Source organism: Shinella sp. CPCC 101442, from assembly GCF_024704725.1.
GTDB lineage: Bacteria > Pseudomonadota > Alphaproteobacteria > Rhizobiales > Rhizobiaceae > Shinella.
The window spans coordinates 509953-535724 of sequence record NZ_JALIQS010000004.1; the positions used below are offsets into that span (position 1 = coordinate 509953).

27 protein-coding genes are annotated in these 25772 nt (G+C 64.2%); 15 read left to right on the top strand and 12 right to left on the bottom strand.

Features of this window, described 5'->3' with window-relative positions:
• Positions 1 to 12 precede the first annotated feature (12 nt).
• The gene (locus tag MUO32_RS17830; protein ID WP_257949717.1) at positions 13 to 2547 is read right to left on the bottom strand and encodes a ligase-associated DNA damage response DEXH box helicase; all 2535 of its coding nucleotides are present in this window, start codon (positions 2545 to 2547) and stop codon (positions 13 to 15) included.
• Between the two features lie 203 nt (positions 2548 to 2750).
• On the opposite strand from MUO32_RS17830, the gene MUO32_RS17835 reads away from it, so the two are divergent.
• Positions 2751 to 3032 (top strand): hypothetical protein, encoded by a 282-nt coding sequence (locus tag MUO32_RS17835; protein WP_257949982.1) that lies wholly within the window; start codon positions 2751 to 2753, stop codon positions 3030 to 3032.
• A 76-nt stretch (positions 3033 to 3108) separates the two neighbouring features.
• On the opposite strand, the gene MUO32_RS17840 is transcribed toward MUO32_RS17835, so the two are convergent.
• Entirely contained in the window at positions 3109 to 3744 is a 636-nt protein-coding gene (locus MUO32_RS17840) for a YitT family protein (RefSeq protein ID WP_257949718.1), read from the bottom strand.
• Positions 3745 to 3800: 56 nt separating this feature from the next.
• On the bottom strand, positions 3801 to 4742 hold the full coding sequence (locus tag MUO32_RS17845) for a methyltransferase domain-containing protein (protein WP_257949719.1): 942 nt from the start codon (positions 4740 to 4742) through the stop codon (positions 3801 to 3803).
• Between the two features lie 141 nt (positions 4743 to 4883).
• Here MUO32_RS17845 and MUO32_RS17850 point away from each other — a divergent pair, with 141 nt between their 5' ends.
• Genes MUO32_RS17850 through MUO32_RS17865 form a run of 4 tightly spaced genes read left to right on the top strand, consistent with a single transcriptional unit; the run spans position 4884 to position 7349 of the window.
• Positions 4884 to 5150, top strand: coding sequence for a DUF6460 domain-containing protein (locus tag MUO32_RS17850; RefSeq protein ID WP_257949720.1), 267 nt, complete (start codon positions 4884 to 4886; stop codon positions 5148 to 5150).
• Between the two features lie 2 nt (positions 5151 to 5152).
• A complete protein-coding gene (locus MUO32_RS17855; protein ID WP_257949721.1) occupies positions 5153 to 5641 on the top strand; it encodes a CAP domain-containing protein in 489 nt (162 codons plus the stop codon).
• A 30-nt stretch (positions 5642 to 5671) separates the two neighbouring features.
• On the top strand, positions 5672 to 5959 hold the full coding sequence (locus tag MUO32_RS17860; protein WP_257949722.1) for a putative quinol monooxygenase: 288 nt from the start codon (positions 5672 to 5674) through the stop codon (positions 5957 to 5959).
• A 28-nt stretch (positions 5960 to 5987) separates the two neighbouring features.
• Positions 5988 to 7349 (top strand): MATE family efflux transporter, encoded by a 1362-nt coding sequence (locus MUO32_RS17865; RefSeq protein WP_257949723.1) that lies wholly within the window; start codon positions 5988 to 5990, stop codon positions 7347 to 7349.
• Positions 7350 to 7370: 21 nt separating this feature from the next.
• Here MUO32_RS17865 and MUO32_RS17870 read toward each other — a convergent pair whose 3' ends face one another.
• From MUO32_RS17870 to MUO32_RS17880, 3 genes are all read right to left on the bottom strand, one after another.
• Complete coding sequence (locus MUO32_RS17870; RefSeq protein WP_257949724.1) at positions 7371 to 7568, bottom strand: DUF2934 domain-containing protein; 198 nt, start codon at positions 7566 to 7568, stop codon at positions 7371 to 7373.
• Positions 7569 to 7706: 138 nt separating this feature from the next.
• The gene (locus MUO32_RS17875) at positions 7707 to 8792 is read right to left on the bottom strand and encodes a quinone-dependent dihydroorotate dehydrogenase (RefSeq protein WP_257949725.1); all 1086 of its coding nucleotides are present in this window, start codon (positions 8790 to 8792) and stop codon (positions 7707 to 7709) included.
• A complete protein-coding gene (locus MUO32_RS17880; RefSeq protein WP_257949726.1) occupies positions 8792 to 9136 on the bottom strand; it encodes a DUF952 domain-containing protein in 345 nt (114 codons plus the stop codon). Before MUO32_RS17880 ends, MUO32_RS17875 begins: the two co-directional genes overlap by 1 nt.
• Positions 9137 to 9242: 106 nt before the next feature.
• Between MUO32_RS17880 and MUO32_RS17885 the strand changes: the two genes are divergently transcribed.
• Together MUO32_RS17885 and MUO32_RS17890 are read left to right on the top strand one after the other, a co-directional pair.
• Positions 9243 to 9671, top strand: a complete 429-nt coding sequence (locus MUO32_RS17885) for a hypothetical protein (protein WP_257949727.1) — start codon at positions 9243 to 9245, stop codon at positions 9669 to 9671.
• Positions 9672 to 9756: 85 nt separating this feature from the next.
• Complete coding sequence (locus tag MUO32_RS17890) at positions 9757 to 10410, top strand: response regulator transcription factor (RefSeq protein WP_257949728.1); 654 nt, start codon at positions 9757 to 9759, stop codon at positions 10408 to 10410.
• A 1-nt stretch (position 10411) separates the two neighbouring features.
• Here MUO32_RS17890 and MUO32_RS17895 read toward each other — a convergent pair whose 3' ends face one another.
• On the bottom strand, positions 10412 to 13909 hold the full coding sequence (locus tag MUO32_RS17895; protein WP_257949729.1) for a PAS domain-containing hybrid sensor histidine kinase/response regulator: 3498 nt from the start codon (positions 13907 to 13909) through the stop codon (positions 10412 to 10414).
• A gap of 186 nt (positions 13910 to 14095) precedes the next feature.
• Between MUO32_RS17895 and mscL the strand changes: the two genes are divergently transcribed.
• A complete protein-coding gene (mscL, locus tag MUO32_RS17900) occupies positions 14096 to 14536 on the top strand; it encodes a large conductance mechanosensitive channel protein MscL (protein ID WP_257949730.1) in 441 nt (146 codons plus the stop codon).
• Between the two features lie 46 nt (positions 14537 to 14582).
• Here the strand turns inward: mscL and MUO32_RS17905 are convergent, their stop codons facing one another.
• The 5 genes from MUO32_RS17905 to MUO32_RS17925 all read right to left on the bottom strand — a co-directional run bounded on the left by MUO32_RS17905 (position 14583) and on the right by MUO32_RS17925 (position 20065).
• The gene (locus MUO32_RS17905; RefSeq protein ID WP_257949731.1) at positions 14583 to 15488 is read right to left on the bottom strand and encodes a hypothetical protein; all 906 of its coding nucleotides are present in this window, start codon (positions 15486 to 15488) and stop codon (positions 14583 to 14585) included.
• A gap of 170 nt (positions 15489 to 15658) precedes the next feature.
• On the bottom strand, positions 15659 to 17266 hold the full coding sequence (locus MUO32_RS17910) for a 5-guanidino-2-oxopentanoate decarboxylase (protein WP_257949732.1): 1608 nt from the start codon (positions 17264 to 17266) through the stop codon (positions 15659 to 15661).
• Positions 17263 to 18453, bottom strand: coding sequence for a pyridoxal phosphate-dependent aminotransferase (locus MUO32_RS17915; RefSeq protein ID WP_257949733.1), 1191 nt, complete (start codon positions 18451 to 18453; stop codon positions 17263 to 17265). The genes MUO32_RS17910 and MUO32_RS17915 overlap by 4 nt, the downstream gene beginning before the upstream one ends.
• A gap of 32 nt (positions 18454 to 18485) precedes the next feature.
• Complete coding sequence (locus MUO32_RS17920) at positions 18486 to 19124, bottom strand: TetR family transcriptional regulator C-terminal domain-containing protein (protein WP_257949734.1); 639 nt, start codon at positions 19122 to 19124, stop codon at positions 18486 to 18488.
• A 62-nt stretch (positions 19125 to 19186) separates the two neighbouring features.
• Positions 19187 to 20065, bottom strand: coding sequence for a dimethylarginine dimethylaminohydrolase family protein (locus MUO32_RS17925; protein ID WP_257949735.1), 879 nt, complete (start codon positions 20063 to 20065; stop codon positions 19187 to 19189).
• A gap of 213 nt (positions 20066 to 20278) precedes the next feature.
• On the opposite strand from MUO32_RS17925, the gene MUO32_RS17930 reads away from it, so the two are divergent.
• From MUO32_RS17930 to MUO32_RS17960, 7 genes are all read left to right on the top strand, one after another.
• Entirely contained in the window at positions 20279 to 21052 is a 774-nt protein-coding gene (locus MUO32_RS17930) for an ABC transporter ATP-binding protein (protein ID WP_257949736.1), read from the top strand.
• Positions 21053 to 21081: 29 nt separating this feature from the next.
• A complete protein-coding gene (locus MUO32_RS17935) occupies positions 21082 to 21864 on the top strand; it encodes a transporter substrate-binding domain-containing protein (RefSeq protein WP_257949737.1) in 783 nt (260 codons plus the stop codon).
• A gap of 66 nt (positions 21865 to 21930) precedes the next feature.
• Positions 21931 to 22659: an ABC transporter permease gene (locus MUO32_RS17940; RefSeq protein ID WP_257949738.1), complete on the top strand. Its 729-nt coding sequence runs from the start codon at positions 21931 to 21933 to the stop codon at positions 22657 to 22659.
• Positions 22659 to 23477, top strand: a complete 819-nt coding sequence (locus tag MUO32_RS17945; protein WP_257949739.1) for an ABC transporter permease subunit — start codon at positions 22659 to 22661, stop codon at positions 23475 to 23477. Before MUO32_RS17940 ends, MUO32_RS17945 begins: the two co-directional genes overlap by 1 nt.
• 1 nt (position 23478) lies before the next feature.
• Complete coding sequence (locus MUO32_RS17950; protein ID WP_257949740.1) at positions 23479 to 24648, top strand: M20 aminoacylase family protein; 1170 nt, start codon at positions 23479 to 23481, stop codon at positions 24646 to 24648.
• A 491-nt stretch (positions 24649 to 25139) separates the two neighbouring features.
• Positions 25140 to 25388, top strand: a complete 249-nt coding sequence (locus tag MUO32_RS17955; protein ID WP_257949741.1) for a hypothetical protein — start codon at positions 25140 to 25142, stop codon at positions 25386 to 25388.
• Positions 25389 to 25461: 73 nt separating this feature from the next.
• On the top strand, positions 25462 to 25686 hold the full coding sequence (locus MUO32_RS17960) for a hypothetical protein (RefSeq protein WP_257949742.1): 225 nt from the start codon (positions 25462 to 25464) through the stop codon (positions 25684 to 25686).
• Positions 25687 to 25772 lie beyond the last annotated feature (86 nt).

Sequence of the window (25772 nt, forward strand, 5' to 3'; positions counted from 1 at the left end):
CTTCGTATTCCCTTAAATGCCGGTCTCGCCCATCGCCTCGGCGATCAGGTCTTCGGCGGCCTCCGCCAAAAGCGAATCCTGCGCCTCACCCGCCACCGTCTCCTTGCCGATCTCCAGCATGATCGGCACGGCGAGCGGTGAAATGCGGTCGAGCCGCCGATGGGTGATGTGGCCTTTGATTCGCATGAGCATATCGCCCAATCGCTGAATATCCAAAAGCCCCGCCGCCGCATCGTTGCGGGTCGCCTCGAGCAGGATATGGTCCGGCTCGTGGCTGCGCAGCACGTCGTAGATCAGGTCGGCGGAGACCGTGACCTGCCGGCCGGTCTTTTCCTTGCCCGGATGACGCTGCTCGATCAAACCGGCAATCACGGCGCAATTGCGGAAGGTACGCTTCAGCATGAAGCTTTCATCGAGCCAGGCTTCGAGATCGTCGCCGAGCATGTCCTCGTCGAAGAGGTTTGAGAGCGACGGGCGCTCGATGGCGAAACTGTAGCCGAGATCGTCCAGCGCCCAGACGGCGAGCGAGTAGTCGGTCGCGACGAAGCCCAGCGGTCGGCGGCCGGCGCGTTCCAGCCGGCGCGTGAGCAGCATGCCGAGCGTCTGGTGCGCGAGGCGCCCCTCGAAGGGATAGGCGACCATGTAGTGGCGGCTGCCACGGGGAAAGGTTTCGATCAGAAGCTCGTCGCGTTTGGGCAGGCTGGAGACGTCGCGCTGCAGGGCGAGCCAGTCGCGCACCTGCTCGGGCAGTGCCCCCCAGCGCTGCGGATCGTCCAGCATCGCCCGCACCTGAGCGGCGAGATAGGTGGAGAGCGGAAACTTGCCGCCGGCATAGGCGGGCACTTTCGGATCGAGTGAAAAGGCTTGGCTGACGAGGCACTCGTTCTCGCGAATGCCCTCGAAGCGCAGCACCTTGCCGGAAAACAGGAAGGTGTCGCCGGGGGAGAGCATTTCGAGGAAATATTCTTCCACCTTGCCGAGCGAGGCGCCGCCGCGGCCGACCGTGCCCTTGGCGCCGCGCTTGACCATCCGCACGTTGAGCATCGGCATTTCCACGATGGTGCCGAGGTTGAGGCGGTATTGCTGGGCGACCCCGGGATTGGAGATGCGCCAGAGGCCATCCACCGTCTTGCGGATGCGGGCATAGCGTTCGTAGGTCTTCAGCGCGTAGCCGCCGGTCGCGACGAATTGCACGATCCGGCCGAATTTTTCGCGAGGCAGGCCGGTATAGGGGGAGGCAGAGGTGACTTCGGCAAAGAGCGCATCCTCGTCGAAGGGGGCGGCGCAGGCCATGCCGAGGACATGCTGGGCCAGCACGTCGAGCGCGCCATCGCCGACCGGCGGCGTGTCCTGCGCACCGAGATAATTGGCGTCCAACGCCGCCTGGCACTCCATCACCTCGAAGCGGTTGGCCGGCACGAGAATGGCGCGGCTCGGTTCGTCCATGCGGTGGTTGGCGCGGCCGATGCGTTGGGCAAGCCGCGACGCTCCCTTGGGCGCGCCGACATGGATGACGAGATCGACGTCGCCCCAGTCGATGCCCAGGTCGAGCGTCGACGTGGCGACCACTGCGCGCAGGCGGTTTTCCGCCATGGCGAGCTCCACCTTGCGGCGCTGGCCGACATCGAGCGAGCCGTGATGCAGCGCGATCGGCAGCGTGTCCTCGTTGATGTTCCAGAGCGCCTGGAAGAGGATTTCCGCCTGGCTGCGCGTATTGACGAAGAGCAGCGAGGTCCTGTGCGCCTTGATCGCCTCGTAGACTTCCGGCATCGCGTATTTGGCCTGATGACCCGACCATGGCACGCGCTCCTCGCTTTTCAGGATGGTGATGATCGGCTTAGCGCCGCCCGGCGCGGTGACGAGACCGGCGTGGTGCTCCGCCTCAGGCGTCTGCTCGACCAGCCAGCGGCGCAGATCCATCGGCTCTGCGACGGTGGCGGAGAGACCGATGGTTTTCAGGCCCGGTGCCAGGCGGCGCAAGCGCGCGAGGCCGAGCGAGAGCAGGTGGCCGCGCTTGGATGTGACGAGCGAATGCAGTTCGTCGAAAACAACGTATTTCAGGTCCTTGAAGAAGCGCGGCGCTTCGCCGTTGGCAATGAGGAGGGCGACCTGTTCCGGGGTGGTCAGGAGGATGTCGGGCGGGTTGAGCCGTTGGCGCTGCCGCTTCGACTGGGGCGTATCGCCGGTACGCGTCTCCACGGTGATGGGCAGGCCCATCTCCGAAACCGGCTTCATCAGGTTGCGCTCGATATCGACGGCAAGCGCCTTCAAGGGCGAGATGTAAAGCGTATGGATGCCGGTGAAGGCGGAGCCGGGCGGGATTTTCCCGCGATGTGTGAGGTCGGTGAGTGCGGGCAGGAAACCCGCCAGTGTCTTGCCGGCGCCGGTGGGGGCGATCAAAAGCAGGCTCTCGCCCGATGTGGCGCGGGCGAGCAGTTCCATCTGGTGGGCGCGCGGCCGCCATCCCTTGTCGGTGAACCATCGGGTGAAGGGTGGGGGCAGCAGGGAGAGGCCTGCGGCAACGGGACTGGCTTGAGAATCGGACACGGCACTAAGCTAATTCACGCTGCGGGAAAGAAAAGCGGCCGGCGCAACAATCTCCTCGAGCCGCTGGAGTTTCGGACTTTTTCGACCGCGCCAGTCGCTCACGCACTGCACACGAAGCAGTGACCGCGAAGAAAAGACGAAACTTTTTGCGAGGGCCTCCCGTTTACCGCCCCGTGACAGAGAAATTGACAAGGAGAATCACCATGAAGAAGATCGCTCTCGCTATGGCCGCCCTTTCGTTTTCTGCAGGCGCGGCATTTGCCGAAAACCCCTATGTCGGCCGTACCGACGTCATCCAGTCCGGCCCCAATGCCGGCCAGGAAATCATGAATCCCGCGGTCAACAACCTCGACATGGGCACCACGGCGTCCATTACGTCCAACGACACCGCCCGCCAGGTCCCGAACGAGACCAATGAACAGCTGGCTGATCCGGGCGCCAATCGCTACGGCGATTCCGATCCGGGCAGCATGCAGTTCGACTAGGCGTTCGACACGATCGGCCTGACCCAAGCAGGTCTTCGACCCTTCCGGCATTCCGGGAGGGTCGAATTCGTTTGGGCTACATCGCGATGTAGCGGTCGGCGCGATGATTGACGGTGAGGAAGAGATTGAGCACCACGGCGCCGACGACCGAGCAGAGCACGATGAAGGGCGCGGCGACGGCGAAGGCGGCGATCAGCACGAAGAGATCGAAGGCCAGCTGTACGAGGCCGGCGCGAATGCCGAAGCGCTCCTGCAGGTAGACCGCCAGCACGCCGACGCCGCCGAGGCTGGCGCGGTGGCGGTAGAGCCCGAGCAGGCCGAAGCCGAGCAGGATGCCGGCCAGCACCGCCGTCCACATCGGATCGATGCTCTCGATGCGCACGAAATGCGGCTGGAACTCGGTGATGACGGAGGTCATCGTGACCGCAAGCACGGTCTTTATGGTGAAGCCCCAGCCGAGGCGTTTCAACGCCAGCACATAGAAGGGGATGTTCACGACGGTATAGAAGAGACCGAAACTGACGCCCGTCAGATAATGCAGGATGAAGGCCACACCGGCCGTGCCGCTGGCCACCAGCCCGGCGCTGTTCATGAGCGCGAGGCCGAGGGCTGCGATCATGCTGCTGGCAAACAGCCCTTGCGCATCTTCCAGCGGCGTATGGCGGGTGGGGGTGGGGTTCCAGAAGCCGAAACGCCGCTTGTCGCCGTTCATGGCCGATCTCCGATGGTCTTTTGCTGTTGTATAGCGCCGTGCCGCTTGCGTGAAGCCTATCCCTGCCGTCGGGCGAGGAAGAGCAGTCCATGCACCGGCTGACCGGCATCCCGGCGAATAACGCTCTTTTCCAGCGCCACGAGGTCGAAGCCGTTTTCCGCCATCCGGCGGCGGATGAACGCTTCCGGATGGGCATAGCGCAGCGAGGGGCGCAGGAGCGGCGCATCGTCGTCGCCGCCATCCTCCACGGAGAAGGCGAAGAGGCCGCCGGGTTTGGCCAGGCGCGCGACACTCGAAAAGACATGCGAGAGATCGCCGAGATACATCAGCACGTCGGCAGCGCTGACGAGATCCGCGCGGACTTCCGGCGCATGGGCGAAGAGGCCGCTTTCTTCCGCGGCAAGCGATAGATCGGCCTGGGCGAGATGGTCATAGACCGTCTTGTCCGCCGCCTTGGCGAGCATGCCGGCGGAGAGATCGAAGCCTTCGAGGCGGCCGGCATGGCGGCGGATCTCCACGCCGAAAAGGCCGGTCCCGCAACCGATGTCGCAAACGACGCCGAACTGGGCGTCGTCGCCGGCATGGTCGCGCACAAGCTTTGCGAGCGTCTGGGGCACGGTGTATTCGAGCCGTTCGACCAGCGCCGTGTCGAAGCGGTCGGCATAATCGTCGAAGAGGCGCTCGACATACAGGGTCGGTGGGGCGGCGGGGATTTGTGCTGCGCCGAGGACCGCGAGTTTCAGGCCGGCACCGAAGATATCCGACGGGTCGAGTGCGACGACTTTTTCGAGAGCCGCCGCCGCCGCCTCCTTGCGGCCCGATTTCTCGGCATATTCGGCGAGCCGGAACCAGCCCGCTGCCCAGCCGGGCACCTGTTCGAGCGCCTGTTCCATGAGTTCGGCAGCCTCCGCGAACTCGCCCGATTCCGCAAACATGCGGGCATAGTCGGCGCGACGGTCGGCGATGAGATCGCCGGAGGAGAAATGCGGGCTCGTCATGGGGGCTCGGAAACGGAAACGGATGGCGCTAAATGGCAGGGCCGGGGCAAAAGGCAAGCGAATTCTCGTGAGAGGCCTTTGCTTGCCGCAGGAGGCCCAAGCGCTTATCTGGATGCAAACGAACTTTTGGAGAATCAGCGGATGTCGAATGGCGTGAACGGGTTTCTCGGCGATACACCCCTGCGCGTGGTCATCAAGCTCCTGATCCTGTCGGTGGCCGTCGGCTTCCTGATGTCGATCTTCGGGCTCTATCCCGACGATATCCTCTTTGCGGCCCGCGATTTCATCGTCGATCTCTGGAACACCGGCTTCAAGACGCTCGGTCGCCTCGGAGACTACCTGCTGCTCGGCGCCGTCATCGTCATTCCCGTCTTCATCCTCATCCGCGTCCTGAGCTATCGCCGCTGACCATGCTGACCCGACGTAGCTTCCTTGTCGCTTCGGCGGCCTCCATCGCGGCACTTGCTGCCGGCTGTTCCACCACCGGGGTGCTGACGCCTTCGGCCGGCACCGGCAGCGACCAGACGTCCGCCTCGCTTGCCCTCGTCAACACGCTCAGGGCCGAGCGCGGTCTTTCGGCGCTTTCGGTCGACAAGGCGGCGCAGCGCGCGGCGATGGACCAGGCAAGCCGCATGGCCTCTGCCGGCAAGATGGAACACAATATCGGCCTCGGTGCGAATTTCCTGAAACGCATGAAGGGCATGGACGTCGCGCTGCCGGCGTCGGAAAACATTGCCGTGGGGCAGGACAGCCCCGCAGAAGCCTTCGACGCCTGGTATCGTTCGCCGAAACATCTCGAAAACATGCTGGGGTCGAGCTATCGCGGGCTCGGGGTTGCCGTCGTTTCCAATCCGGCCTCGGGAAACCGGCCCTATTGGGCGATGGTATTGTCCGGCTGAGGGGCGAACATGAACGGTCGGATCGTGCGCATGGCTGATCTGGACATCGATCCCGCGCAGCTCGACGCTTATAAGGCGCTGCTGGCCGAGGAGATCGAAGCCTCCGTTCGGCTCGAGCCGGGTGTGCTGATGCTGCATGCGGTCGCGCTCGACGAGGCGCCGGAGAAGATCCGGCTGCTGGAGGTCTATGCCGACGAGGCGGCCTACCGGGCGCATCTCGCCACGCCGCATTTTCTTAAATACAAGACGCTGACGGCCGCCATGGTTCGCTCGCTCCGTCTCCTGCCCGTGACGCCGATCCGGATGAGCATGAAGTAAACTGGGCGCAGCAGCGGGGGAGGTTTGCATGAGTGCGGCGGCAACAGGCGAAAACGATGGATCCGGTCCCTTCGAGGTGACGCACCGGCTGGTGCTGGCGATCGCCATTCCCATGACGCTCGGGTTTCTTACGACACCGCTGCTGGGTCTCACCGATACGGCGGTGGCCGGGCGGCTCGGCTCGGCGGATGCGCTGGCCGGCATGGCCGTCGGCGCCGTGATCTTCGACCTCCTGCTCGGCAGCTTCAACTTCCTGCGCGCGTCCACCACGGGGCTCGTCGCGCAAGCCTTCGGGCGCGGCGACCGCCGGGAGGAGCAGGCGATCTACTGGCGCTCGCTCACCATCGCGCTCTGTTCGGGCCTGGTGCTGGCGCTCCTGTCGCCGCTCCTGCTTTCCGCCGGCCTCTTCCTCATGGCGCCGACGCCGGAAGTGGCGGAGGTGACATCGACCTATTTCACGATCCGCGTGCTTGCCGCTCCCATGGCGCTCGCCAACTATGCGCTGCTCGGTTTCGTGCTCGGGCGCGGGCAGGGCATGACGGGGCTTTTGCTGCAGGCCATCATCAACGGCATCAACATCGTGCTGTCGATCACCTTCGGCCTCGGTCTCGGCTGGGGCATTGCCGGTATCGCCTGGGGTACCTTCACGGGGGAGACGGTCGGCATGCTCGCCGGCCTTGTCATCGTCGTCTCGCGCTTCGAGCGCGCCAACAGGCCATCGCGTGCGGAAATTTTCGCGGCGGCGCGGTTGAAGGCGCTGTTCTCGCTCAATCGCGATATCATGATCCGCACGTTCGTGCTGATCGGCGCCTTCGCCATCATGACCCGCATCGGCTCTTCCATGGGGCCGCTGGTGCTGGCAGCGAACGCCGTGCTGATGAACATCTTCCTCGTGGCCGGCTACTATCTCGACGGTATCGCCAACGCGGCCGAGCAGCTCGTCGGCCGGGCGTTCGGCGCGAATTTCCGGCCGGCCTTCGACAGGGCGGTGAAGCTCACCCTGTTGTGGTCAGTAGGGCTCGGCGTCGTCACCACAGGGCTGTTTTTCGTCTTCGGCGCCGATGTGATCGGCCTTTTGACGACGACGGAGAGCGTGCGGGCGGAAGCGGCGAAATACCTGCCCTGGGCGGCACTGACGGCGATATCAGGCGCGCTCGCCTTCCAGATGGACGGCGTGTTCATCGGTGCCACCTGGTCATCGGCCATGCGCAACATGATGCTGGCGGCTTTTGTGGGCTATCTGGCGGCGCTTGCCGTCTTCGTGCCGCTGTTCGGCAATCACGGCCTGTGGCTGGCGCTCAACCTGTTTCTGGCATTCCGTGGGATTTTTCTTGCCCTGCGCCTGCCGGCGCTGGCTGGCCGGCAGTTCTCCCTGGCGGGCCGGAGCTGATCTCCGATGGCAGGCCGGCGCTTAGGCCGGCTGGATGCGTCCGATACTGAGACCCAGGAGGTCGAGCGGGTTTTCCGGTAGTCTCGGCTTTTCACCGTCCTCGGCCTGGATATCGGCCCTGGCGCGCAGCCAGTGCGAATATTCGCGGCCTTCCGGTCGGCCTTCTTCTTCCCAGATCTGATGCGCCCTTTTGCGGATCCGTTCGCTTTGGTCGTCCATGATATCGTCCCTTCCTGGCCTTTTGGCCCTTCTGCGGCGGGATCGGTGCAGGCTACCGTCGAAACGAATCGGCTTCTGCCGAACACTCCACCCGCAGAGGGGAAACCCTGCGGGATGACTTTGGTTCCGTCATGGCAATCAGAGGGCGCGATCCGCCCAATGGGCGGTGCGCGTGCCGCAAAGCGCGGAAATCGAGGCGATCTGCTCGCGATCACAAATGCGCGAGAGGCCGCTGACGATCTCGCCCGGCAGCGTCGGGCCGGCATAGACCATGCAGGAATAAAGCTGCACGAGGTTTGCCCCGGCCCGGATCTTCTCCGCTGCCGTCTCCGCCGAGGACACGCCGCCGACACCGATGATCGGCAGATTTTCGCCGACGCGCCGACGCATTTTCGCGAGCACGACGGTGGATTTCTCGAAGAGCGGTTTTCCCGAGAGACCGCCGGCTTCGCCTGCCTGGCGCGTATCGCGCAGGCCCGCGCGCGACAGCGTCGTGTTGGAAACAATGAGCCCGTCGAGCGGATGGGCGAGCGCGACCTCGGCGATGTCGTCGAGACCCTCCTCGGTGAGATCGGGGGCGATCTTCAGGAAGACGGGAACCTGGCGGCCGCTGCGGGTTGCCTCTTCGGCGCGCGCGGCGAGCACGGTGGACAGCAGCGCGTGAAGACTCTCCTTGGCCTGGAGGTCGCGCAGGCCCGGCGTATTGGGCGAGGAGATGTTGGCGGTGAAGTAGCGCGCGACATCGTAAAACGTGCGGATGCCGGCCACATAGTCGGCGATGCGGTCTTCGCTGTCCTTGTTGGCGCCGATATTGACGCCGATGAGCGCATCGCGCCGGCAGGCCTTCAGGCGTTCGAGCGCGGCGGCGTGGCCGGCATTGTTGAAGCCCAGGCGGTTGATGACGGCATCGTCCTCGACGAGGCGGAAGATGCGCGGCTTGGGGCTGCCCTCCTGCGCACGCGGCGTCACGGTGCCGATTTCGGTAAAGCCGAAGCCGAGACGCAGGAGCGCTTCGGGCACGTCGGCATTCTTGTCATAGCCGGCGGCCATGCCCAGCGGATTGGGAAAGGTGAGGCCGCCAATCGTCTGGGCGAGGCGCGGATCGGCCTTGGCCGGGCAGGCGGGCACGACGCCGGTCTTCAACGCGGCGATCGAAAACCCGTGTGCTGTCTCCGGGTCGAGGAGGAAGAGGCCCTTGCGGCCGAGGGTCGAAAGCAGGGACATCACAGCATCTCCGGAAACTGGTGGGCGTCATCGGCGCCGAGCGGCAGGGGCTTTTCCCAGAGCACGGCAGAGAGCGGCAGGCTGGCGTAGAGGTGCGGAAAAAGATCGCCGCCACGCGATGGTTCAAAGACAAGCTTGTCGCCGAGCGCGTCGCCATCCACGGCGACGAGAAGAAGGTCCGTCTGGCCGGCGAAGTGGCGGGCGGCGGTTTCCTTCGCCTGGGGGGCGGTGGAGAAATGGATGTAGCCGTCGGTCAGGTCGATGGCGGCGCCTTCGAAAATCCCCGCGTCTTTCGCTTTTTGCCACAGACTTGCCGGAACGATCTTGTAGATTGTCTTGGCCATCGCGTCCGTTCTCCCTTGCCTGCCGTCTTCACGGTAGCGCTTGCCGCAAAGAACGGCCGTTGTCCACCGGCGAAAACCCCGGAAACCGGCTCTTGGAGGATTTTGCATGCGAATCTCTGCCTTGCCCCTGACCTTCGTTGCCGTGCTCCTCGCCGGCTCTGCCCATGCGGAAGGCGAAGGCCGCTACCGCATGGAGAAGACCGAGACCGGATTCATCCGCCTCGACACCACCTCGGGTGATGTTTCGCTTTGCCGCGAGCAGGAAGGTCAGATCGTCTGCCGCATGGCGGCGGACGAGCGCGCCGCCTTCGAAAAGGAACTCGATCTCCTCACCAGACGCGTGGAGGCATTGGAAAAGGGCGGCACAACCGCTCTGACGGACGCAAAACCGTCGCTGCCGACGGATGAAGAGATTGACCGGACCATGAGCGTCATGGAAAAGATGATGCAAAGGTTCATGGGCATCGTGAAAAACCTGGAGGAAGGCGGGGAGGACGCCGCTCCCGGGAAAGACACGGACCCGCAGAAGACCTGACGGAGCAGCCGGCGCCGGCCAAGGCAGCACCTCTCCGTCACGAGGTCCATCGACATGTGGGCCATTTACTCTTGGGAGGGAGCGCATGGCATCGGCACTCACGATCATTATCGCGGACGACCATCCGCTGTTCCGCGGCGCGCTGAAACAGGCGCTGACGGGCATGGAGGGTAACCCTGACATCGTCGAGGCGGGGGATTTCGAGGCAGCGCGCAAGGCCGCGGAAACGCATGCCAATGCCGACCTCCTGCTGCTCGATCTCGCCATGCCCGGCGTCAGCGGCCTCTCGGGCCTCATCTCGCTCCGCGCCGAATTCCAGAGCCTGCCCGTCGTGATCGTTTCGGCCAGCGATGACCCGGCGACGATCCGCCGTGCACTCGATCTCGGCGCCTCCGGCTTCATCTCCAAATCCGCCTCCATCGATGAGATCCGCGAAGGGATAAGCTCGGTTCTGGAGGGCAATATTTATACGCCCGGCGGCTATGTGCGCGGGCCGGAACAGGATAGCGAGGTGGCCGATCTCATCGCGCGCCTGCGCACGCTGACCCCGCAGCAGTCCCGCGTGCTGGCCATGCTCGCCGAAGGCCTGCTCAACAAGCAGATCGCCTATGAACTCGGCGTCTCCGAGGCGACCATCAAGGCGCATGTCTCGGCGATCCTCTTGAAGCTCAATGTCGACAGCCGCACCCAGGCCGTCATCCAGCTCGGCAAGATCGGCGCTGCGCAGGCTGCGGCCTGACCTATTCCGCCGCTTCCTGAACCGTCGAAAGCTGCGTCAGCCAAGCCCGCATGGAGGCGGGGCGGACCGGTTTGTTCTGCACGAGAATATTGTCCCTGTCTGCCTCGGCGCGCACGTCCGGCGTCCGGTCCGCAGTGACGAGGAGGGCGGGCACCTCGCGGGCAAGTGCTGCGCGAAGCTTTCCGATCGCGGCGATGCCGGTGCCGTCGTCGAGGTGATAGTCCGCAATCACGGCGTCGATGGCGGGCGGGCCGGCGGCGACCAGCGCTTCCACCGCCGAAAGGGATTCGGCGAGCGTGACCGTGCAGCCCCAGCCGGAGAGCAGGAGCCGCATGCCGTCGAGGATCTTGGGCTCGTTGTCGATGCAGAGCACGCGCAGGCCCTTCAGCGGCTCGTCGCTGGCGGGAACGACGGTCGGCTTGTCGGCAACCCGCCGGCTGGCCGCTGCATCGACCGGCACGCGCACCTTGAAACTGGTGCCGCGGCCGGGTGTCGATTGCAGCTCGACGGGATGCGAGAGCACGCGCGAGATGCGGTCGACGATAGAAAGGCCGAGGCCGAGGCCCGGCGCGGTGCGTGCGCCCTCGTCGAGTCGGGCGAACTCCTTGAAGACCGTGCGGAATTTCGACGCCGGAATGCCGATGCCGGAATCGAGCACCTGGATGTAAGCGTGGCCGCCTCTGCGCCGCACACCGACAAGCACCTTGCCGGAATGGGTGTACTTGATGGCATTCGACACGAGATTCTGCACGACACGGCGCAGGAGGTTCGGATCGGTGCGGATGGCAAGCGAACTGGAGAGCACCGTCAGCTTCAGGTTCTTCGCCCGCGCCATCGGCGCAAAGTCGGTTTCAATTCGCTTCAACAGATCCTTCAGCGCCACCGTCTGCACACGCGGCTTCATCGCACCTGTATCGAGGCGCGAAATGTCGAGCACGGCGCCGAGGATGGCCTCCACCGATTCCAGCGAGGAATCGATATTGTGGATCATCTCGCGGTTCTCCGTCTCGCCGAGGCGCTCGACAAGCGAAGAGGAATAGAGGCGGGCGGCATTGAGCGGCTGGAGGATATCGTGGCCGGCCGCGGCGAAGAAGCGGGTCTTGCCGATATTGGCCTCTTCGGCCGCGGCGCGCGCTTCGGCCAGCTCGGTGTTGACGCGCGTGAGTTCGGCGGTGCGCTCTGCGACGCGGTGCTCCAGCGTCTCGTTGACCTGTTTCAGCGCACGGTCGGCGGCGACGCGGTCGGTGATGTCGGTGTAGGTGGAGACGAAACCCTTTTCCGGCATGGCATTGGTGCGCACCTCCACGATGCGCTCGCCGCCGGCAAGAACCAGCGCGAAGGGCTCGTCATAGGTCATGGTCCGCGTCACCGTCCCCTCGCGATCGTCCTGCGCGATATCGCCGCGCTCGACCAGGATTTCCACGATGTCGGATAGCGGAAAGCCGACCTGGCCGACATATTCCGGCAGGTCGAGCAACTGGCGGAAGCGGCGGTTCCAGACGGTGAGGTTGCCGGCGCTGTCGAAGACGGCGATCCCCTGGTCCATCTGGCCGAGTGCGGTCTGCAGCATGTCCTGATTGTATTGCAGGGCTTCGCTGGCCTGGTCGAGCAGCCAGTCCGTATCCGTCGGTGTGTCGTCGATGCGCTGGAGCACGAGCGAGAGCACGAGGCGGGCGGAGGACGAGCCGATGGCGCTGCCGAGCAATTGTTCGGAGAAATGCACGATGGCCGCATCCGCAGGCGCATTGTCCTCCAGCCAGCGGCCGACCTGCCGCTCATAGGTGTGGAAGGAACGTTGCATGCGCTCCTCGCCGAGATATTTGGCGATGGTGGATTTCAGGTCCCGCACCGTCACTTTCGTGCGGCGGCCGCGGAAGGCGCGTTCGAGGCGAGGTTTCGCGCGGATGAAGGTAGCGGCCTGCAGGCGCTCCAGCGAGGTCGGATTGCGCGTCAGCGAGCCGATGACATAGGCGCCGATATTGACCATCATGGCGACGAGGGTGGCATTGACCAGGGGGTCGGCGTTTTCGCCCGTGAAGATGGTGGAGCCGGGGAAGAGGAAACCGAGCACGGTTTCGGCGACATAGGCATTGTCGGCAACGCCGAGGCTGGGCAGGAACAGCAGGTAGGCCCAGACGACGAGGCCCGAGATCATGCCCGCCATGGCGCCGCGCGCATTGGCATTGCGCCAGAACAGGCCGCCGAGCATCGTGGGTGCGACCTGCGCGACGGCGGCGAAGGCGAGAAGGCCCATCGAGGCCAGGCCGGCATTGGCGGTGGCGGCGCGGTAATAGGCGTAGCCCAGCAACAGCACGAAGAAGATCGCAAGCCGGCGGATGCGCAGCAGCATGCGCGAAAGATCGTCCTGCTGCTCGACGCCGCCGATGAGGTTTCGCCGGAGCACGACGGGGATGACGATGTCGTTCGACACCATGATGGAGAGCGCCACGGAGGCGACGATGACCATGGCGGTGGCGGCGGAAAAGCCGCCGATGAAGGCGATCAGCGTGAGGACGGGCTGATCCAGGGCGAAGGGAAGCGTCAGCACATAGAGGTCGCCGTCGCCCGCGCCGTTGAAGGTCATGACGCCGCCGATCGCGACCGGCAGGACGAAGAGGTTGATGGCGACGAGATAGAGCGGGAAGAGGATGCCAGCCGTGCGCAATTCGCCGGCCGTGCGGTTTTCCACGACCGTCACATGGAACTGGCGCGGCAGCATGATGATGGCGAAGGCGGAGAGCACGATCAGCAGGATCCAGCGGGCGACCGGTGTCTGGTAGGTCAGCGACTGCATGACACGCTCGTTTTCCGAGGCGCGCTGCCAGAGATCGACCGGCCCGTCGAACATGACATAGATGACGTAGAGGCCGACCGAGGCGATGGCGATGAGCTTGACCAGCGATTCCATCGAGATGGCGAGGATCAAGCCGTCCTGGTGCTCGGTGGCGTCGGTATGGCGCGTGCCGAAGACGATGGCGAAGCAGGCGAGGAAGAGCGTGACGACCAGCGGCAGGTCGATGAGGCCGCCGGAAGTGTCGATGCCGAAGCCGCTCGTGTCGACCATGGCCGAAACCGAGCTCGACACGGCTTTGAGCTGGAGCGCGATATAGGGAATGTAGCCGATCAGCGAGATCAGCGCGACGACGGCGGCGACACCGGGATTCTTGCCGTAGCGGGCGGCGACGAAGTCGGCGATCGAGGTGAGGCGTTCTGATTTGGCGAGCGTGACGATGCGGCGGACCAGCGGCATGCCGAGCGTGAACATCAGGATCGGGCCGATATAGATGCCGGCAAACTCCAGGCCGTGGGTCGTCGCGAGGCCGACGCCGCCGAAATAGGTCCAGGAGGTGCAGTAGATCGCAAGGCTCAATGCATAGACGAGCGGACGCCCCTTCGAGGCGCGCTCGGACCGCTTGGCCTTGCGGTCGCCGTAGCTTGCCACTGCGAAGAGCAGGAGCAGATAGGCAAGCGCCAAGGCGAAAATCAGCGAGCCCGGCATGCTTCCTCCCGCAGTCCTTCGGCCTTTTCAGGGAGAATAGGACAAAGCGCCGGCAAAGGAAATTGCGTCGAAGGTCTGAGGGGGCGGTGGCATTGCGTATAAACCCCTCAATATTGATGGACCGCAGTTTTCATGCGGCAAAAACTGCACTAGGTTGCTTTTGCGTCGCAGCAAAAGGAGAGGCTTATGCTCAACGAGTTCAAGGCGTTCATCGCCCGCGGCAATGTCATGGACCTTGCGGTGGGTGTCATCATCGGTGCAGCCTTCAACAGGATCGTCGAATCCATCGTCAACGACCTCGTCATGCCGGTCGTCGGTGCGCTGACCGGGGGCGGTTTCGACTTTTCCAACTATTTCATCGCGCTGTCGAGCAATGTGACGGCGACGTCGCTGGCCGCTGCTCGCGAGCAGGGCGCCGTTTTCGCCTATGGCAGCTTCATCACCGTTCTCATCAATTTCCTTATTCTTGCCTGGATCATCTTCCTGATGATCAAGGGCGTGAACCGCATGCGCGCATCGCTGGAGAAGGAAAAGGCAGCCGGTGCCGCCGAGCCGGCCACGCCGCCGGAGGACGTGCTGCTCCTCACCGAGATCCGCGACCTCCTGAAGAGCCGTCCGGCCGTATAAGGCCTCACGGGTTGGATTGTGTGGGAGGCCCGGTTCGCCGGGCCTTTCATTTTGCCGGCCAGCCGGTGGCGCGGGCTTCCTCGATGGTGGCCAGAAGCGCCTCCGCCGGCGAAAGCCCGAGCTGTTCTGCTCGCCGGGCAAGCCAGCGCGCATGGACGAGGCGGATTTCGACGGGAACGCGCTTGATGTCGAGTGCCAGTGCAGCGGCCATGCGGTGCTTGCCGTTGGTGTGGCGCACGAGGTGGCCCTCGGCGTCGATGGCGATGCCGATATCCCGTTCGGCAAGGTCCTGCCAGAACGTGCGTGTCCAGCGATGCCGGTATCCGGTCTGGTCCCGCAGGCCGAGGTCCGAATGCGGCAGGATACCGTTTTTCTCGATGTCCTCGATGAGGGCGAGGTAGTACTCGAAATAGCCGTCCAGCTTGTCGTGCGTGTCGATGCCGATCCGGTTGCGCCAGATCGTTTCGCCCTCGGTGATCCTTCGCGCGTAATGGCGATACCGTTTTCCCTTACGGAAATTCTGCCGGGTGCGGCAAAGCTCGATGATCTCGGCGTGGGAGGAAGACTTCTCGACCGGGACCAGAAGGTGCGACCAGTCTCCGCCGTCCAGAAAATGCGTGCCGACCCAGCGCAGGGATCCGGCCTCGAGAAAATTGTCGCGCAGGCGCATTTCCACGGTTTTCGGATCGATCTGCAGGAGAAGCGCATCCGCGAAATGGAAATGCGCGCGTGCGGCCGGCACGGCCTGTCCGCCCTTCGCGGCAAGGCGCGAGACCGATTGATTGAACCGGCGTGAAAAACCGATATGGGCCGCCAGGAAATCCTGCACCGGCACCCAGTCGAGCGCCCGGCGGATGAGCGACGGTCGGGGCGGACGTGTGCCCGACGGGGCCCTGTCGTAAACCGGCCCTGGAAATGTATGCTCTTCCGCCAATGCCGTACCCGAATTCACTCTCGCAGCCCTTGCGCGGCCGAGGCGGCAAGCGGCGTCGCATCCATGACAAATAAACGACGCTTTTGCAAAGCCGGGCGGCGGATTTTAGCCCGGAAAACCGGACTATGCCGGATTTTCCGGGTTGTTTTGGGAATGCCGGCGCCCGCTGAAGCCATGCCGCCGTCGAATCAGGCGGTTGCGCCTTTCGTCCTGGTCTGGTGGATTTCGAGAAGGCTCGGACCCTTGCGGCTGGCGGCCCGCTCCAGTGCTGCGGGCAGATCGGCGACGTCGGCGAGCCGTTCGGAGGGCACGCCATAGGCGGTGCCGATGGCGATGAAATCGGGCGCGGAGGGTTTGACGCCCTCGGGCGTGATGCCGGCCTCGAGCATGAAATTCTCGATTTCCTGATAGCCGTCATTGTTCCAGACGAGGAAGACGACGCGGGCGTCGGCATCCACGGCCGAGCCGATTTCAGACAGCGAGAATTGCAGGCCACCGTCGCCGACGAGGCAGACGATCGGCGCGTCGGGTTCGGCGAGCGCCGCACCGATGGCGGCGGGCGGAGCGAAGCCGAGCGCGCCATAGCCGGTCGCGGCATTGAACCAGCTGCGCGGGCGGGGGGCCGCGCAATAATAGTTTCCGGCATAGACGGCCTGTGTCGAGTCGCCGACGATGATTGCCTTGGGCAGCGTGCGGTAGATCGCGTCGATGACGCCGATCTCCGCCTGCATCTTCGGCGTCAGCTCGTTCCAGGATCCCTTGCGGGCGGTTTCGGCGCGTGCGGCGCCGTTACTGATCGCCTTGTGGCCTTCCAGGAAACCGAGCATGCCGGCCGCAGCCGTCTTGGCGCTGGAGAAGACCGAGAGGCCGGATTGCGGCGTGCGGGCAAGCTGGGCGGCGTCGATATCGATGCGGATCAGCGAACGCAGACGCGGGAAACCGCCGTCGACATTGATGTCGTAGTCGGTCGGGCCGAATTCCGTGCCGAAGGCGACGACGAGGTCGGCGTCGGAGAGCATGCGGCGCACGGACTTCATGCTGGGGCTTGCGGGAACGCACAGCGGATGGCCGGCCAGCATGCCGCGGGCATTGACCGTGGTGACGACGGGTGCGCCGATGCGCTCGGCGAGCGCGCGGATTTCTTCCTCCGCCGTGATGGCGCCGCCGCCCGCGAGAAAGACGGGGCGGGAGGCATTGGTGCAGAGGATGGCGGCGCGCTGCAGGGTTTCCGCATCGGCGCGCGGGCGTGTTGCGACCGCGGCCGGGAATTTTCCCGTCTCGATCTGTTTTGCCATCACGTCTGTCGGGATTTCGATATGGACGGGGCCGGGCCGGCCGGAGAGCAGAACGGCGAAGGCGCGCTCGACGACCAGCGGCAGGTCGGCGGGGTTGAGCAGCGTGTGCGAATAGAGCGCCAGCGTCTTCATCATGCCCTGCTGGTCGGGCAGCTCATGCAGCAGCCCCCGGCCATGGCCGAGCGAATCGCGCTTGTTGACGCCCGAAATGACCAGCATCGGCACGGAATCCTGCCGCGCCTGCGCCATCGCCGTAATGGTGTTGGTGAGGCCAGGGCCGGTGATGACGAGGGCCACACCGGGTTTTCCCGAGACGCGGGCATAACCATCCGCCATGAAGCCGGCGCCCTGTTCGTGGCGCGGCGTGATGTGGCGGATCTTCGAAGCGGCGAGGCCGCGATAGAGCTCGACGGTGTGCACGCCGGGAATGCCGAACACGACCTCGACGCCATTGGCCTCCAGGAGATCGACGAGAACTTCGCCTACGGTTCTGGTGGTCATGCGCGGCGCTCCTTCGGCAGGGTGGATCGGGCGGCAAGGGCCGCGATGCGTCGGCAGGCCTCGTCTATATGGGCATCCGGGACGGTAAGGCTGAGACGGATGAAGCCTTCCGCCTGCTTGCCGAAGGAGGAACCGGGCATGACGGCCACCAGGTCCTCGCGCAGCAGCGTCCAGGCGAAATCCTCGCCGCTCATCCCGGTCTGCGAGACATCGACGACGATGAACATGCCGGCCTCCGGTGGGAGTGGCGTCAGGCCAGGGGCACGCGACAGCGCATCGACAAAGCGGGCGGCGCGGGCCTGGTAGGTCTGGCGCATGGTGGCGGAAGTCGAGATCGGATTGTCGAGCGCATAGGCCGTCATGTCGGCGATGAAGGGCTGGCCGCCGAACAGCATGGTCTCGGACACCGCAAGCAGGCGGGCGCAGAATTCCTTGGGACCGACCGTCCAGCCGCTGCGGAAACCGGGGGCGGCATGCGACTTCGAGATGGAGGAGACCACGATGGTGCGCTCGGCGAGATCGGCGTTGTCAAAGGGTGACGCGAAGGTCGCGCCGAAGACGAGCTGTTCGTAGACCTCGTCGCAGACGATCCAGAGATCGTGCTTGCGGCAGACGGCGCCGATCTCGGCGATTTCCTGCGCCGTCAGCACGGCGCCGGTCGGATTGTGCGGCGTGTTGAGCAGCAGCACGCGGCAGTCGGGCGTAATCGCGGCTTCGAGATCGGCCGCTTTCATGTGAAAACCGTTTTCCGGCCGCAGCGGCACGGGGATCTGCATGGCACCCGTCGAGCGGATGACGCCCTCATAGGTCGCGTAGAGCGGGTCGCCGACGAGCACGGCATCGCCGGTCTCGACGAGGCCGAGCATGACGGCGAAGAGGGCGGTCTGGGTGCCGGGGAAACACAGCACGTTTTCGGCGGTCACGTCGCTGCGGCGCTTCTGGTACTTGCGTACGACGGCATCGACGACGGAGGGTTCGCCCCGGCCGTTGGAATAGCGATAGCGGCCGGCATGCATGGCGCGCACGGCCTCGGCCAGCAACGCCGGGTCCGGCGGAACGTCGGGCTCGCCGATGGTGAGCTCGATGATCGCCTTGCCTTCACGCTTCATGCGCCTCGCCTCGGCATGGATGGCCCATTTCTCCGATCCGAGATTTTGAAGCCGCTCTGTGATGGACGCGTAGCGCATGGTCATTCTCCGCATGTGAATTCGGGGGTGGTTTAACCGTCGGCGGGCAGGGCGTCGATCGGTCTCAGGCGTAATCCAAGCAGCGTTTCGATCGAGGTCAGCGCGATCTCGACCAGCTCGCTGTCGCCGAACAGTTCGCCGGCCAGGCAGCCTTCGAGCCAGAGGCCGTCGAGCAGGCCGTTGATCGCGATCGCGAGCCGGCGGCAGCGTTCCGGCGAGGAATCCGCGCCGCGAGCAGCGAGGAAATCGGCAAGCAGGCTTTCCAGCGTGTCGCGAAAACTCAAGTACCCCTCGCGGTGGATGGCGGCGAGTTCCGGATCGACGCTGACCCGGCTGATGAACGAGGCCCAGAGCGAGAGGCTGCGGCTGTTGGCGACCGGTTCCGTCAGGTTGATGACGATGAAGTCGCGCAGCCGCGTTTCCGCGTCGCCCGAGACCCGCTCGGCCTTTTCGGTGAGCCGGGCGATGACGAGGCGATAGGCTTCCTGAAGGATGTGCTCCTTGGACTGGAAATAGTGCCGGATGAGGCCCGCCGTGACACCCGCCTTGATGGCGATCTGCCGGACCGTCGCGCCTTCGAGGCCATATTCCGCGATGCAGTCGAGCGTCGCCTCGATCAGGTCGTGGCGGCGTTCGGCCTCGGGGGCGCGATGGAAGGTCCGGCGGGCCATCTGTCCTCCTCTAGTCTCTATGCAATTCCAGCAAAACCGCTGCGCACGTTTGCTGGAATTGCTTATGCCGCGCGGCGCAGCACCGGCCGCGTCAGGCAGGTCGGGCCACCCTCGCAGGCGATGCACAGCGCATCGGCCTCAAAGGTCTGCACGGTGCAGCCGGCCGCTTCCATCGCCGCCTTGGTGGCCGGGAAGCCTTCCACCATGATGACCTCGTGCGGGCGGGTCGGCAGCACGTTCAGCGACAGGCCGTTGCTGGCGTGGAACTCGTCGGCGGGCGCCTCGATAAGCGTGATGCCGCGCTTCTTGAGCAGCTGGTAGAAGGCGGCCGGCAGGAGCGGCGCGAAGACCAGCGCGAGATTGTCGGCAAGCGGGCTCATGACGCTCATCAGGTGCAGGCAGGCCTCTTCGCCGTGCCAGAGCGGCAGGTCGTAAGCAAGAACACTCACGCCATGCGGTGCCAGGATCTTCGTGATCTGGTCGATGCCTTCCTGGTTGGTGCGCACGCCGCGGCCGATGACCAGCGTCTTCGCGTCGAGCCAGATGCAATCGCCGCCTTCGACGGTGCCGTCGCCCTCGATACGGCCGAGGATCGGAATCTGGCGCTCGGAATAGGCCTTTTCATGCAGGGCGGTTTCGGCGACGCGCAGCGGCTTGCCCATGCGCAGCAGGATCGCGCCATGGTCGGACATCAGCGACGGATCATGGGTGAACATTGCGTCGGCCAGGCCGTCGCCCTCGTCCTCCAGCCAGATGATTTCGGTGCCGGATTTTTCCACGAGGTCGGCAAAGGCCTTGTACTGGTGCACGGCGCGCGCGCCGTCGAAAGTCGGGCCGTAATGCCACTTGGCGGGATCGGCGGCCGAGAGGCTGGAACCGGGGCGGCGCATGAGAACGCGCATCAGGGGGGCCGACATTTCCTGCGAACCGAAGGCGGTCATTCAATACTCCCAAGGAATTTTTGATCGAAGGCGGATGCTGCCAGAAAAGTCAGCGACAGCGCTATTATACGCTTGAACAATTTCTTAACAAGTGCCACGATGCAATCCACAAGACGAAACGACGGGCCGAAGATGCCCGCGGGAACGCTGAAAAACAGGGGAATTTGGCATGTACCATGCATCGATTTTCCGCGCGCTGGAGACCTCTCCGCGATGACGGAACGCGCCGAGGCAATCGCGGTCACGGACCTGCACAAGCGCTTCGGACCGCTCGAGGTTCTCAAGGGCGTATCGCTCACCGCGCATGAGGGAGACGTCATCGCCATCATCGGCGGATCCGGCTCGGGCAAATCGACCTTCCTTCGCTGCATCAACATGCTGGAACTGCCGAGCGCCGGCACGGTGACGATCCATGGCGAGACCATCGCCATGAAGAAGGACGGCCATGGCGGCATGACGCCTTCGGACCGCAAGCAGGTGCAGCGCATCCGCTCCCGCCTCGGCATGGTCTTCCAGAGCTTCAATCTGTGGCAGCACATGACGATCCTCGAAAACGTCATCGAGGCGCCGGTCCATGTGCTGGGCATCAGGAAGGACGAGGCGATCGACCGGGCAGAAACGCTCCTGCGCCGCGTTGGTCTCCACGAGAAGCGCGATGCCTATCCGGCCTTCCTTTCCGGCGGCCAGCAGCAGCGCGCGGCGATTGCCCGCGCGCTCGCCATCCAGCCCCATGTCATGCTTTTCGACGAACCCACATCCGCGCTCGATCCGGAACTGGTGGGCGAGGTGCTTTCCGTCATCGGCGATCTCGCCAAGGAAAAACGCACGATGATCCTCGTCACCCACGAGATGAAGTTCGCCCGCAACGTGGCGAGCCATGTCGTGTTCCTGGCGAACGGCGTCATCGAGGAACAGGGGCCGCCGGACGAACTGTTCGGAGCGCCGAAATCGGAGCGGCTGAAGAAATTCATCAGCTCCATCCACTGAGAAGCAAAAAAACCAACAGAGGGAAAATCATGAAGAGTGCCTTGAAGACAATCGCCCTTGCCGCCGCCATCGGCCTTGCCGCCGTCTCCGGTGCCGCGGCCCAGCAGGTCCGCGTCGGTTTTGCCGCCGAACCCTATCCGCCCTTCACCTCGCCGGACGCCTCGGGCAACTGGGAAGGCTGGGAAGTGGACTTCATGAAGGCGATCTGCGCCGAAGCGAAGCTCGACTGCGTCGTCACGCCCGTCGCCTGGGACGGCATCATCCCGGCGCTGACCACCAACAAGATCGACATGATCATCGGCTCCATGTCGATCACGGCCGAACGCCAGCAGACGATCGACTTCTCCGACAAGTACTACAACTCTCCTCCGGGCATCATCGGCGCCAAGGACGCGAAGTTCGACGCGACGCCGGAAGGCCTTGCCGGCAAGACGCTCGGCGTGCAGGTCGCGACGATCCATCAGGTCTATGCCAACAAGTATTTTGCCGCCGCCGGTGCGACGGTGAAGGAATACCAGACGCAGGACGAGGCCAACAACGACCTCGCGTCCGGCCGTATCGATGCTGTTCAGGCCGACTCGATCGCGCTTGGTGACTTCCTGAAGACCGAACAGGGTTCGGCCTGCTGCGACATGAAGGGCACCGTGAAGGACGACCCTGAAATCCTCGGCCTCGGTGTGGGCGTTGGCCTGCGCAAGGGCGAGACGGAGCTGAAGGACAAGATCAACGCTGCCATCAAGGCGATCCGCGCCAATGGCACCTATGATACCTTCTCCAAGAAGTATTTCGACTTCGACGTCTACGGCGGCTGATTTCGCTCGTGCCTGATGCCGGCGGCCCTGCGCCGCCGGCCTTTCCTTCAAACGGACTGAAAACCCATGGCCGATGCCGGATCGCTGATCAACTGGAGCCTGCTTGCCCTTGAACCGCCCGGCTGGGGCGGCGCCATGCTGGCAGGGCTCTGGAACTCCATCCAGATCGCCATTGGCGGCTACGGGCTCGGCCTCATTCTCGGCACGGGCGGTGCGATGGGCAAGCTCTATGGCGGCCCTGTCACCAAGGATTTGCTCGAGGTCTATACCACGCTCGTGCGCGCCGTACCGGAGCTCGTGCTCATTCTCATTCTTTATTATGCCGGCACGGATGTGCTGAACCAGATTTCCGCCGCCGTCGGCTGGGGGCAGGTGGATATCAGCGGCCTTGCCGCCGGCATCTTCGTCATCGGCGTCGTGCAGGGCGCCTATTCCACCGAAGTCATCCGCGGCGCGATCAAGGCGGTGCCGGCGGGGCAGATCGAGGCGGCGCGCGCCTACGGCATGTCGCCTGTCCAGATCATGCGCCGCATCACCCTGCCGGCCATGCTGCCGCATGCCATTCCCGGCCTCTCCAATCTCTGGCTCATCGCCACCAAGGATACGGCGTTGCTTGCCGTCGTCGGCTTCTCCGAGCTGACGCTGGTGACGCGCCAGGCGGCCGGCACCACCAAATCCTACCTGCTGTTCTTCTGCGCGGCGGGCGTGCTGTATCTGATGATCACGCTCCTCTCGAACGTGCTGATCGGCTTCATCGAGCGCCACTACCGGCGCGGCATGGTGAGGACCGCGTGATGACGGAGCAAACCGTTTCCGCCCTGGCGCTGACCGAACTGCCGAGCCGACAAAGCTTTTTCAAGCCACACCGCATCGTGCTGATGGCCATCGCGGCGATCATCGTCTTCTGCGCCATCTGGTTCATGCGCTGGGAATGGGTGCCGAAGTATTCCGGAGCGCTCGCCTATGGTGTCGGCGTCACGCTGCTGATGCTGTTTTCGACCGCGATCCTCGGCTTCTTTCTTGCCGTACCGATCGGCCTCGTGCAGGTGACGGGGCCGTGGCCGCTGAAAATGCTGGCGAAAGGGTTCTGCACCATCATCCGCGGTACGCCGCTGCTCTTGCAGCTCTGGCTGCTTTATTATGGCCTCGGTTCGCTGTTTCCGCAGTTCCCGGAAATCCGCAATTCCTTCCTCTGGCCGTATTTGCGGGAGGCATGGCCCTATGGCGTGGCGGCCCTGACCATTTCCTTCGCCGCCTATGAGGGCGAGGTCATGCGCGGCGCCTTCGCCGGCGTGCCGCCGGGCGAGCTGGAGGCCGCGCGTGCCTACGGCATGAGCCGTTTCACGATGTTCCGGCGCATCTGGCTGCCGCGCGCCGTGTATCGGGCACTGCCGACGCTGAACGGCGAAACCGTACTGCAGCTGAAATCGACACCGCTTGTCGCGACCATCACGGTCATCGATGCCTATGCCGTCATCTCGAAGGTGCGGCAGGCGACGTATCTCACCTATGAGCCGCTCCTGCTGCTGGCGCTCATCTATCTTTGCCTCACCGCCATTCTGGTGGTGGCCTTCCGCTATTTCGAAAGCAAAATCCCTTCACGTGGTGCCTGATATGACAATTCATACGACCTTGCAGAATTCCATGCCCGAACTGGTGGCGATCCGCCGCGATCTGCACGAACACCCGGAACTGGGCCTCGAGGAGTTTCGCACCTCCGACGTCATTGCACGCCATCTCGAAAGCTACGGCTACAAGGTGACGCGTGGCCTAGCGACGACCGGCCTCGTCGCGACGCTCACCAACGGCACCAGCCGCAAGGCGATCGGTATCCGCGCCGATATCGATGCGCTGCCGATCTTCGAGGAGACGGGCCTGCCCTATGCCAGCAAGACGCCCGGCAGGATGCATGCCTGCGGCCACGATGGCCACACGACGATGCTTCTCGGGGCGGCCAAGGCGATTGCCGAACGCCGCAATTTCGACGGCACCGTGCACCTGATCTTCCAGCCGGCGGAGGAAAACTTCGGTGGTGCCAGGATCATGGTGGAGGAGGGGCTGTTCGATCGGTTCCCCTGCGATGCCGTCTTCGCGCTCCATAACGAGCCGAACCTGCCCTTCGGCCAGTTCGCACTGCGCGATGGCCCGATCATGGCGGCCGTCGATGAGGCGCGCATCACCGTGAACGGTGTCGGCGGCCACGGTGCCGAACCGCAGGAGACGCTGGACCCGATCGTCTGCGGCGCCTCGATCGTCATGGCGCTGCAGACCATCGTCTCGCGCAACATCCACCCGCTCGATCCGACGGTGGTGACGGTCGGTTCGTTCCATTCGGGCTCGGCGAGCAACATCATCCCGAGCCGCGCCGAAATCGTCGTCGGTATTCGCTCGTTCGATGCCGGCGTGCGCGACGAGCTGGAGCGCCGCGTTCGCCTCATTGCCGGGCGCCAGGCCGAAAGCTACGGCATGAGCGCGACCATCGACTATCAGCGCTTCTACGACGCCACGGTCAACCACAAGGCGGAGACCGATCTCGTGCGCGCGCTTGCTACCCGCTTTGCCGGTGCCGACAAGGTCGTCGATCTCGAGCGTCCCTTCATGGGCAGCGAGGATTTCGCCTACATGCTGAAGGAGCGCCCGGGCACCTACTTCTTCCTGGGCGGCAAGGGCGGCGAAAACGACAAATCGCTCCACCACCCCGGTTACAATTTCAACGACGACCTGCTGCCCGTCGGCGCCGCCTTCTGGACGGAGCTTGCCGAGCACTATCTGCGGTCCGCCTGAGCGGTTTTTTACAAGGGACCGGGTTTGCGCATCGCGAATCCGGAGCTCTCTTCAAGAGGTGGCGGACCATTTCGCCACCTTTTCGTCATTTTTCCTGACCCGTTCGCCAGTGAAACCCATCCTCCGCGCCGCTGAAAAAGCACGCGGATGTGATCGGCTGCGACCCGCAAAACCTTGAAATCGCCGCTTGGCCTCCCTGTGCCACAATTCTTGACGACTGATAAATGCGTGTATTTTAGGGCGCGCAGCGGCGTATAAAACAAAACAAAATCAAATAGATGGGCTGATGGTTCGGGCGCGTTGGCATGCGCTGCCGGGGCGATTTTGCGCGCGCATCGAGGTCGTTCAAACCGGGGCTGCGATCGTCAACGTTTCGTTGACAATTAGTTTACCGCCCTCAAACTTGCGTACCATTTAATGAGGGTCCATATCAACGGTGTCTTCAGGGGCAAGCCTTTGGAGAGCATCGCAAGAACAAAAGGAAATACACCATGAAGAAGCTCGTTGTTGCCACCGCCCTGCTCAGCCTTACGGCCGGCGCTGCCTTTGCCGAAAACCCCTATGCAGGACGCACCGATGTCTTCACCTCCGGCCCGAAAGCCGGCCAGTCGATTACCGACCAGACGGTCACTTCTTCGGTTGGGCACATGGCACGCCCGGCCGCATCCGACGGCGTCGTCGATCACATCGACCCTGCTGCCAATCGCTACGGCGACGGCGCTCCCTACGCAAGCCGCTGAGCAAAACGCCAGAAACCAGCCCGGAGCGCGCCGGAAGGCCGACCGCTCCTCTGAAATAGGAAAGATCAAGATCATGAACAAGTTCGCAATCGCCATCGCCGCCCTGTCGCTCTCCGCCGGTGCCGCTTTCGCTGAAAACCCCAGCCTCGGCCGCACCGACGTCCAGCCGTCGGCTGTCGACCAGTCCACCACGGCTTCGATCAAGTCTGGCAACGGCTACGCCGTCCAGAGCGCTTCCAACCAGGATACCTCGTCGCGTGCTCGTTACGGTGACGGCGCTCCCTACGCTGCCCGTTAATCGACACTCCACTGAGACACGCAGCCGACCGGCAGGTCCGGTCGGCCGATCCTCCCAAATTCGAAAGGTTAAGATCATGAACAAGT

Bases quoted from the DNA above. Each gene is read 5' to 3' on its own strand.
- MUO32_RS17850 (WP_257949720.1), top strand. From the start codon at position 4,884: ATGTCGAATGGCGTGAACGGGTTTCTCGGCGATACACCCCTGCGCGTG.
- MUO32_RS17845 (WP_257949719.1), bottom strand. From the start codon at position 4,742: ATGACGAGCCCGCATTTCTCCTCCGGCGATCTCATCGCCGACCGTCGC.
- MUO32_RS17940 (WP_257949738.1), top strand. From the start codon at position 21,931: ATGGCCGATGCCGGATCGCTGATCAACTGGAGCCTGCTTGCCCTTGAA.
- MUO32_RS17865 (WP_257949723.1), top strand. From the start codon at position 5,988: ATGAGTGCGGCGGCAACAGGCGAAAACGATGGATCCGGTCCCTTCGAG.
- MUO32_RS17835 (WP_257949982.1), top strand. From the start codon at position 2,751: ATGAAGAAGATCGCTCTCGCTATGGCCGCCCTTTCGTTTTCTGCAGGC.
- MUO32_RS17860 (WP_257949722.1), top strand. From the start codon at position 5,672: ATGGCTGATCTGGACATCGATCCCGCGCAGCTCGACGCTTATAAGGCG.
- MUO32_RS17915 (WP_257949733.1), bottom strand. From the start codon at position 18,453: ATGCGCTACGCGTCCATCACAGAGCGGCTTCAAAATCTCGGATCGGAG.
- MUO32_RS17960 (WP_257949742.1), top strand. From the start codon at position 25,462: ATGAACAAGTTCGCAATCGCCATCGCCGCCCTGTCGCTCTCCGCCGGT.
- MUO32_RS17920 (WP_257949734.1), bottom strand. From the start codon at position 19,124: ATGGCCCGCCGGACCTTCCATCGCGCCCCCGAGGCCGAACGCCGCCAC.
- MUO32_RS17925 (WP_257949735.1), bottom strand. From the start codon at position 20,065: ATGACCGCCTTCGGTTCGCAGGAAATGTCGGCCCCCCTGATGCGCGTT.
- MUO32_RS17910 (WP_257949732.1), bottom strand. From the start codon at position 17,266: ATGACCACCAGAACCGTAGGCGAAGTTCTCGTCGATCTCCTGGAGGCC.
- MUO32_RS17885 (WP_257949727.1), top strand. From the start codon at position 9,243: ATGCGAATCTCTGCCTTGCCCCTGACCTTCGTTGCCGTGCTCCTCGCC.
- MUO32_RS17870 (WP_257949724.1), bottom strand. From the start codon at position 7,568: ATGGACGACCAAAGCGAACGGATCCGCAAAAGGGCGCATCAGATCTGG.
- MUO32_RS17840 (WP_257949718.1), bottom strand. From the start codon at position 3,744: ATGAACGGCGACAAGCGGCGTTTCGGCTTCTGGAACCCCACCCCCACC.
- MUO32_RS17950 (WP_257949740.1), top strand. From the start codon at position 23,479: ATGACAATTCATACGACCTTGCAGAATTCCATGCCCGAACTGGTGGCG.
- MUO32_RS17890 (WP_257949728.1), top strand. From the start codon at position 9,757: ATGGCATCGGCACTCACGATCATTATCGCGGACGACCATCCGCTGTTC.
- MUO32_RS17855 (WP_257949721.1), top strand. From the start codon at position 5,153: ATGCTGACCCGACGTAGCTTCCTTGTCGCTTCGGCGGCCTCCATCGCG.
- MUO32_RS17935 (WP_257949737.1), top strand. From the start codon at position 21,082: ATGAAGAGTGCCTTGAAGACAATCGCCCTTGCCGCCGCCATCGGCCTT.
- mscL (WP_257949730.1), top strand. From the start codon at position 14,096: ATGCTCAACGAGTTCAAGGCGTTCATCGCCCGCGGCAATGTCATGGAC.
- MUO32_RS17875 (WP_257949725.1), bottom strand. From the start codon at position 8,792: ATGTCCCTGCTTTCGACCCTCGGCCGCAAGGGCCTCTTCCTCCTCGAC.
- MUO32_RS17880 (WP_257949726.1), bottom strand. From the start codon at position 9,136: ATGGCCAAGACAATCTACAAGATCGTTCCGGCAAGTCTGTGGCAAAAA.
- MUO32_RS17895 (WP_257949729.1), bottom strand. From the start codon at position 13,909: ATGCCGGGCTCGCTGATTTTCGCCTTGGCGCTTGCCTATCTGCTCCTG.
- MUO32_RS17955 (WP_257949741.1), top strand. From the start codon at position 25,140: ATGAAGAAGCTCGTTGTTGCCACCGCCCTGCTCAGCCTTACGGCCGGC.
- MUO32_RS17930 (WP_257949736.1), top strand. From the start codon at position 20,279: ATGACGGAACGCGCCGAGGCAATCGCGGTCACGGACCTGCACAAGCGC.
- MUO32_RS17945 (WP_257949739.1), top strand. From the start codon at position 22,659: ATGACGGAGCAAACCGTTTCCGCCCTGGCGCTGACCGAACTGCCGAGC.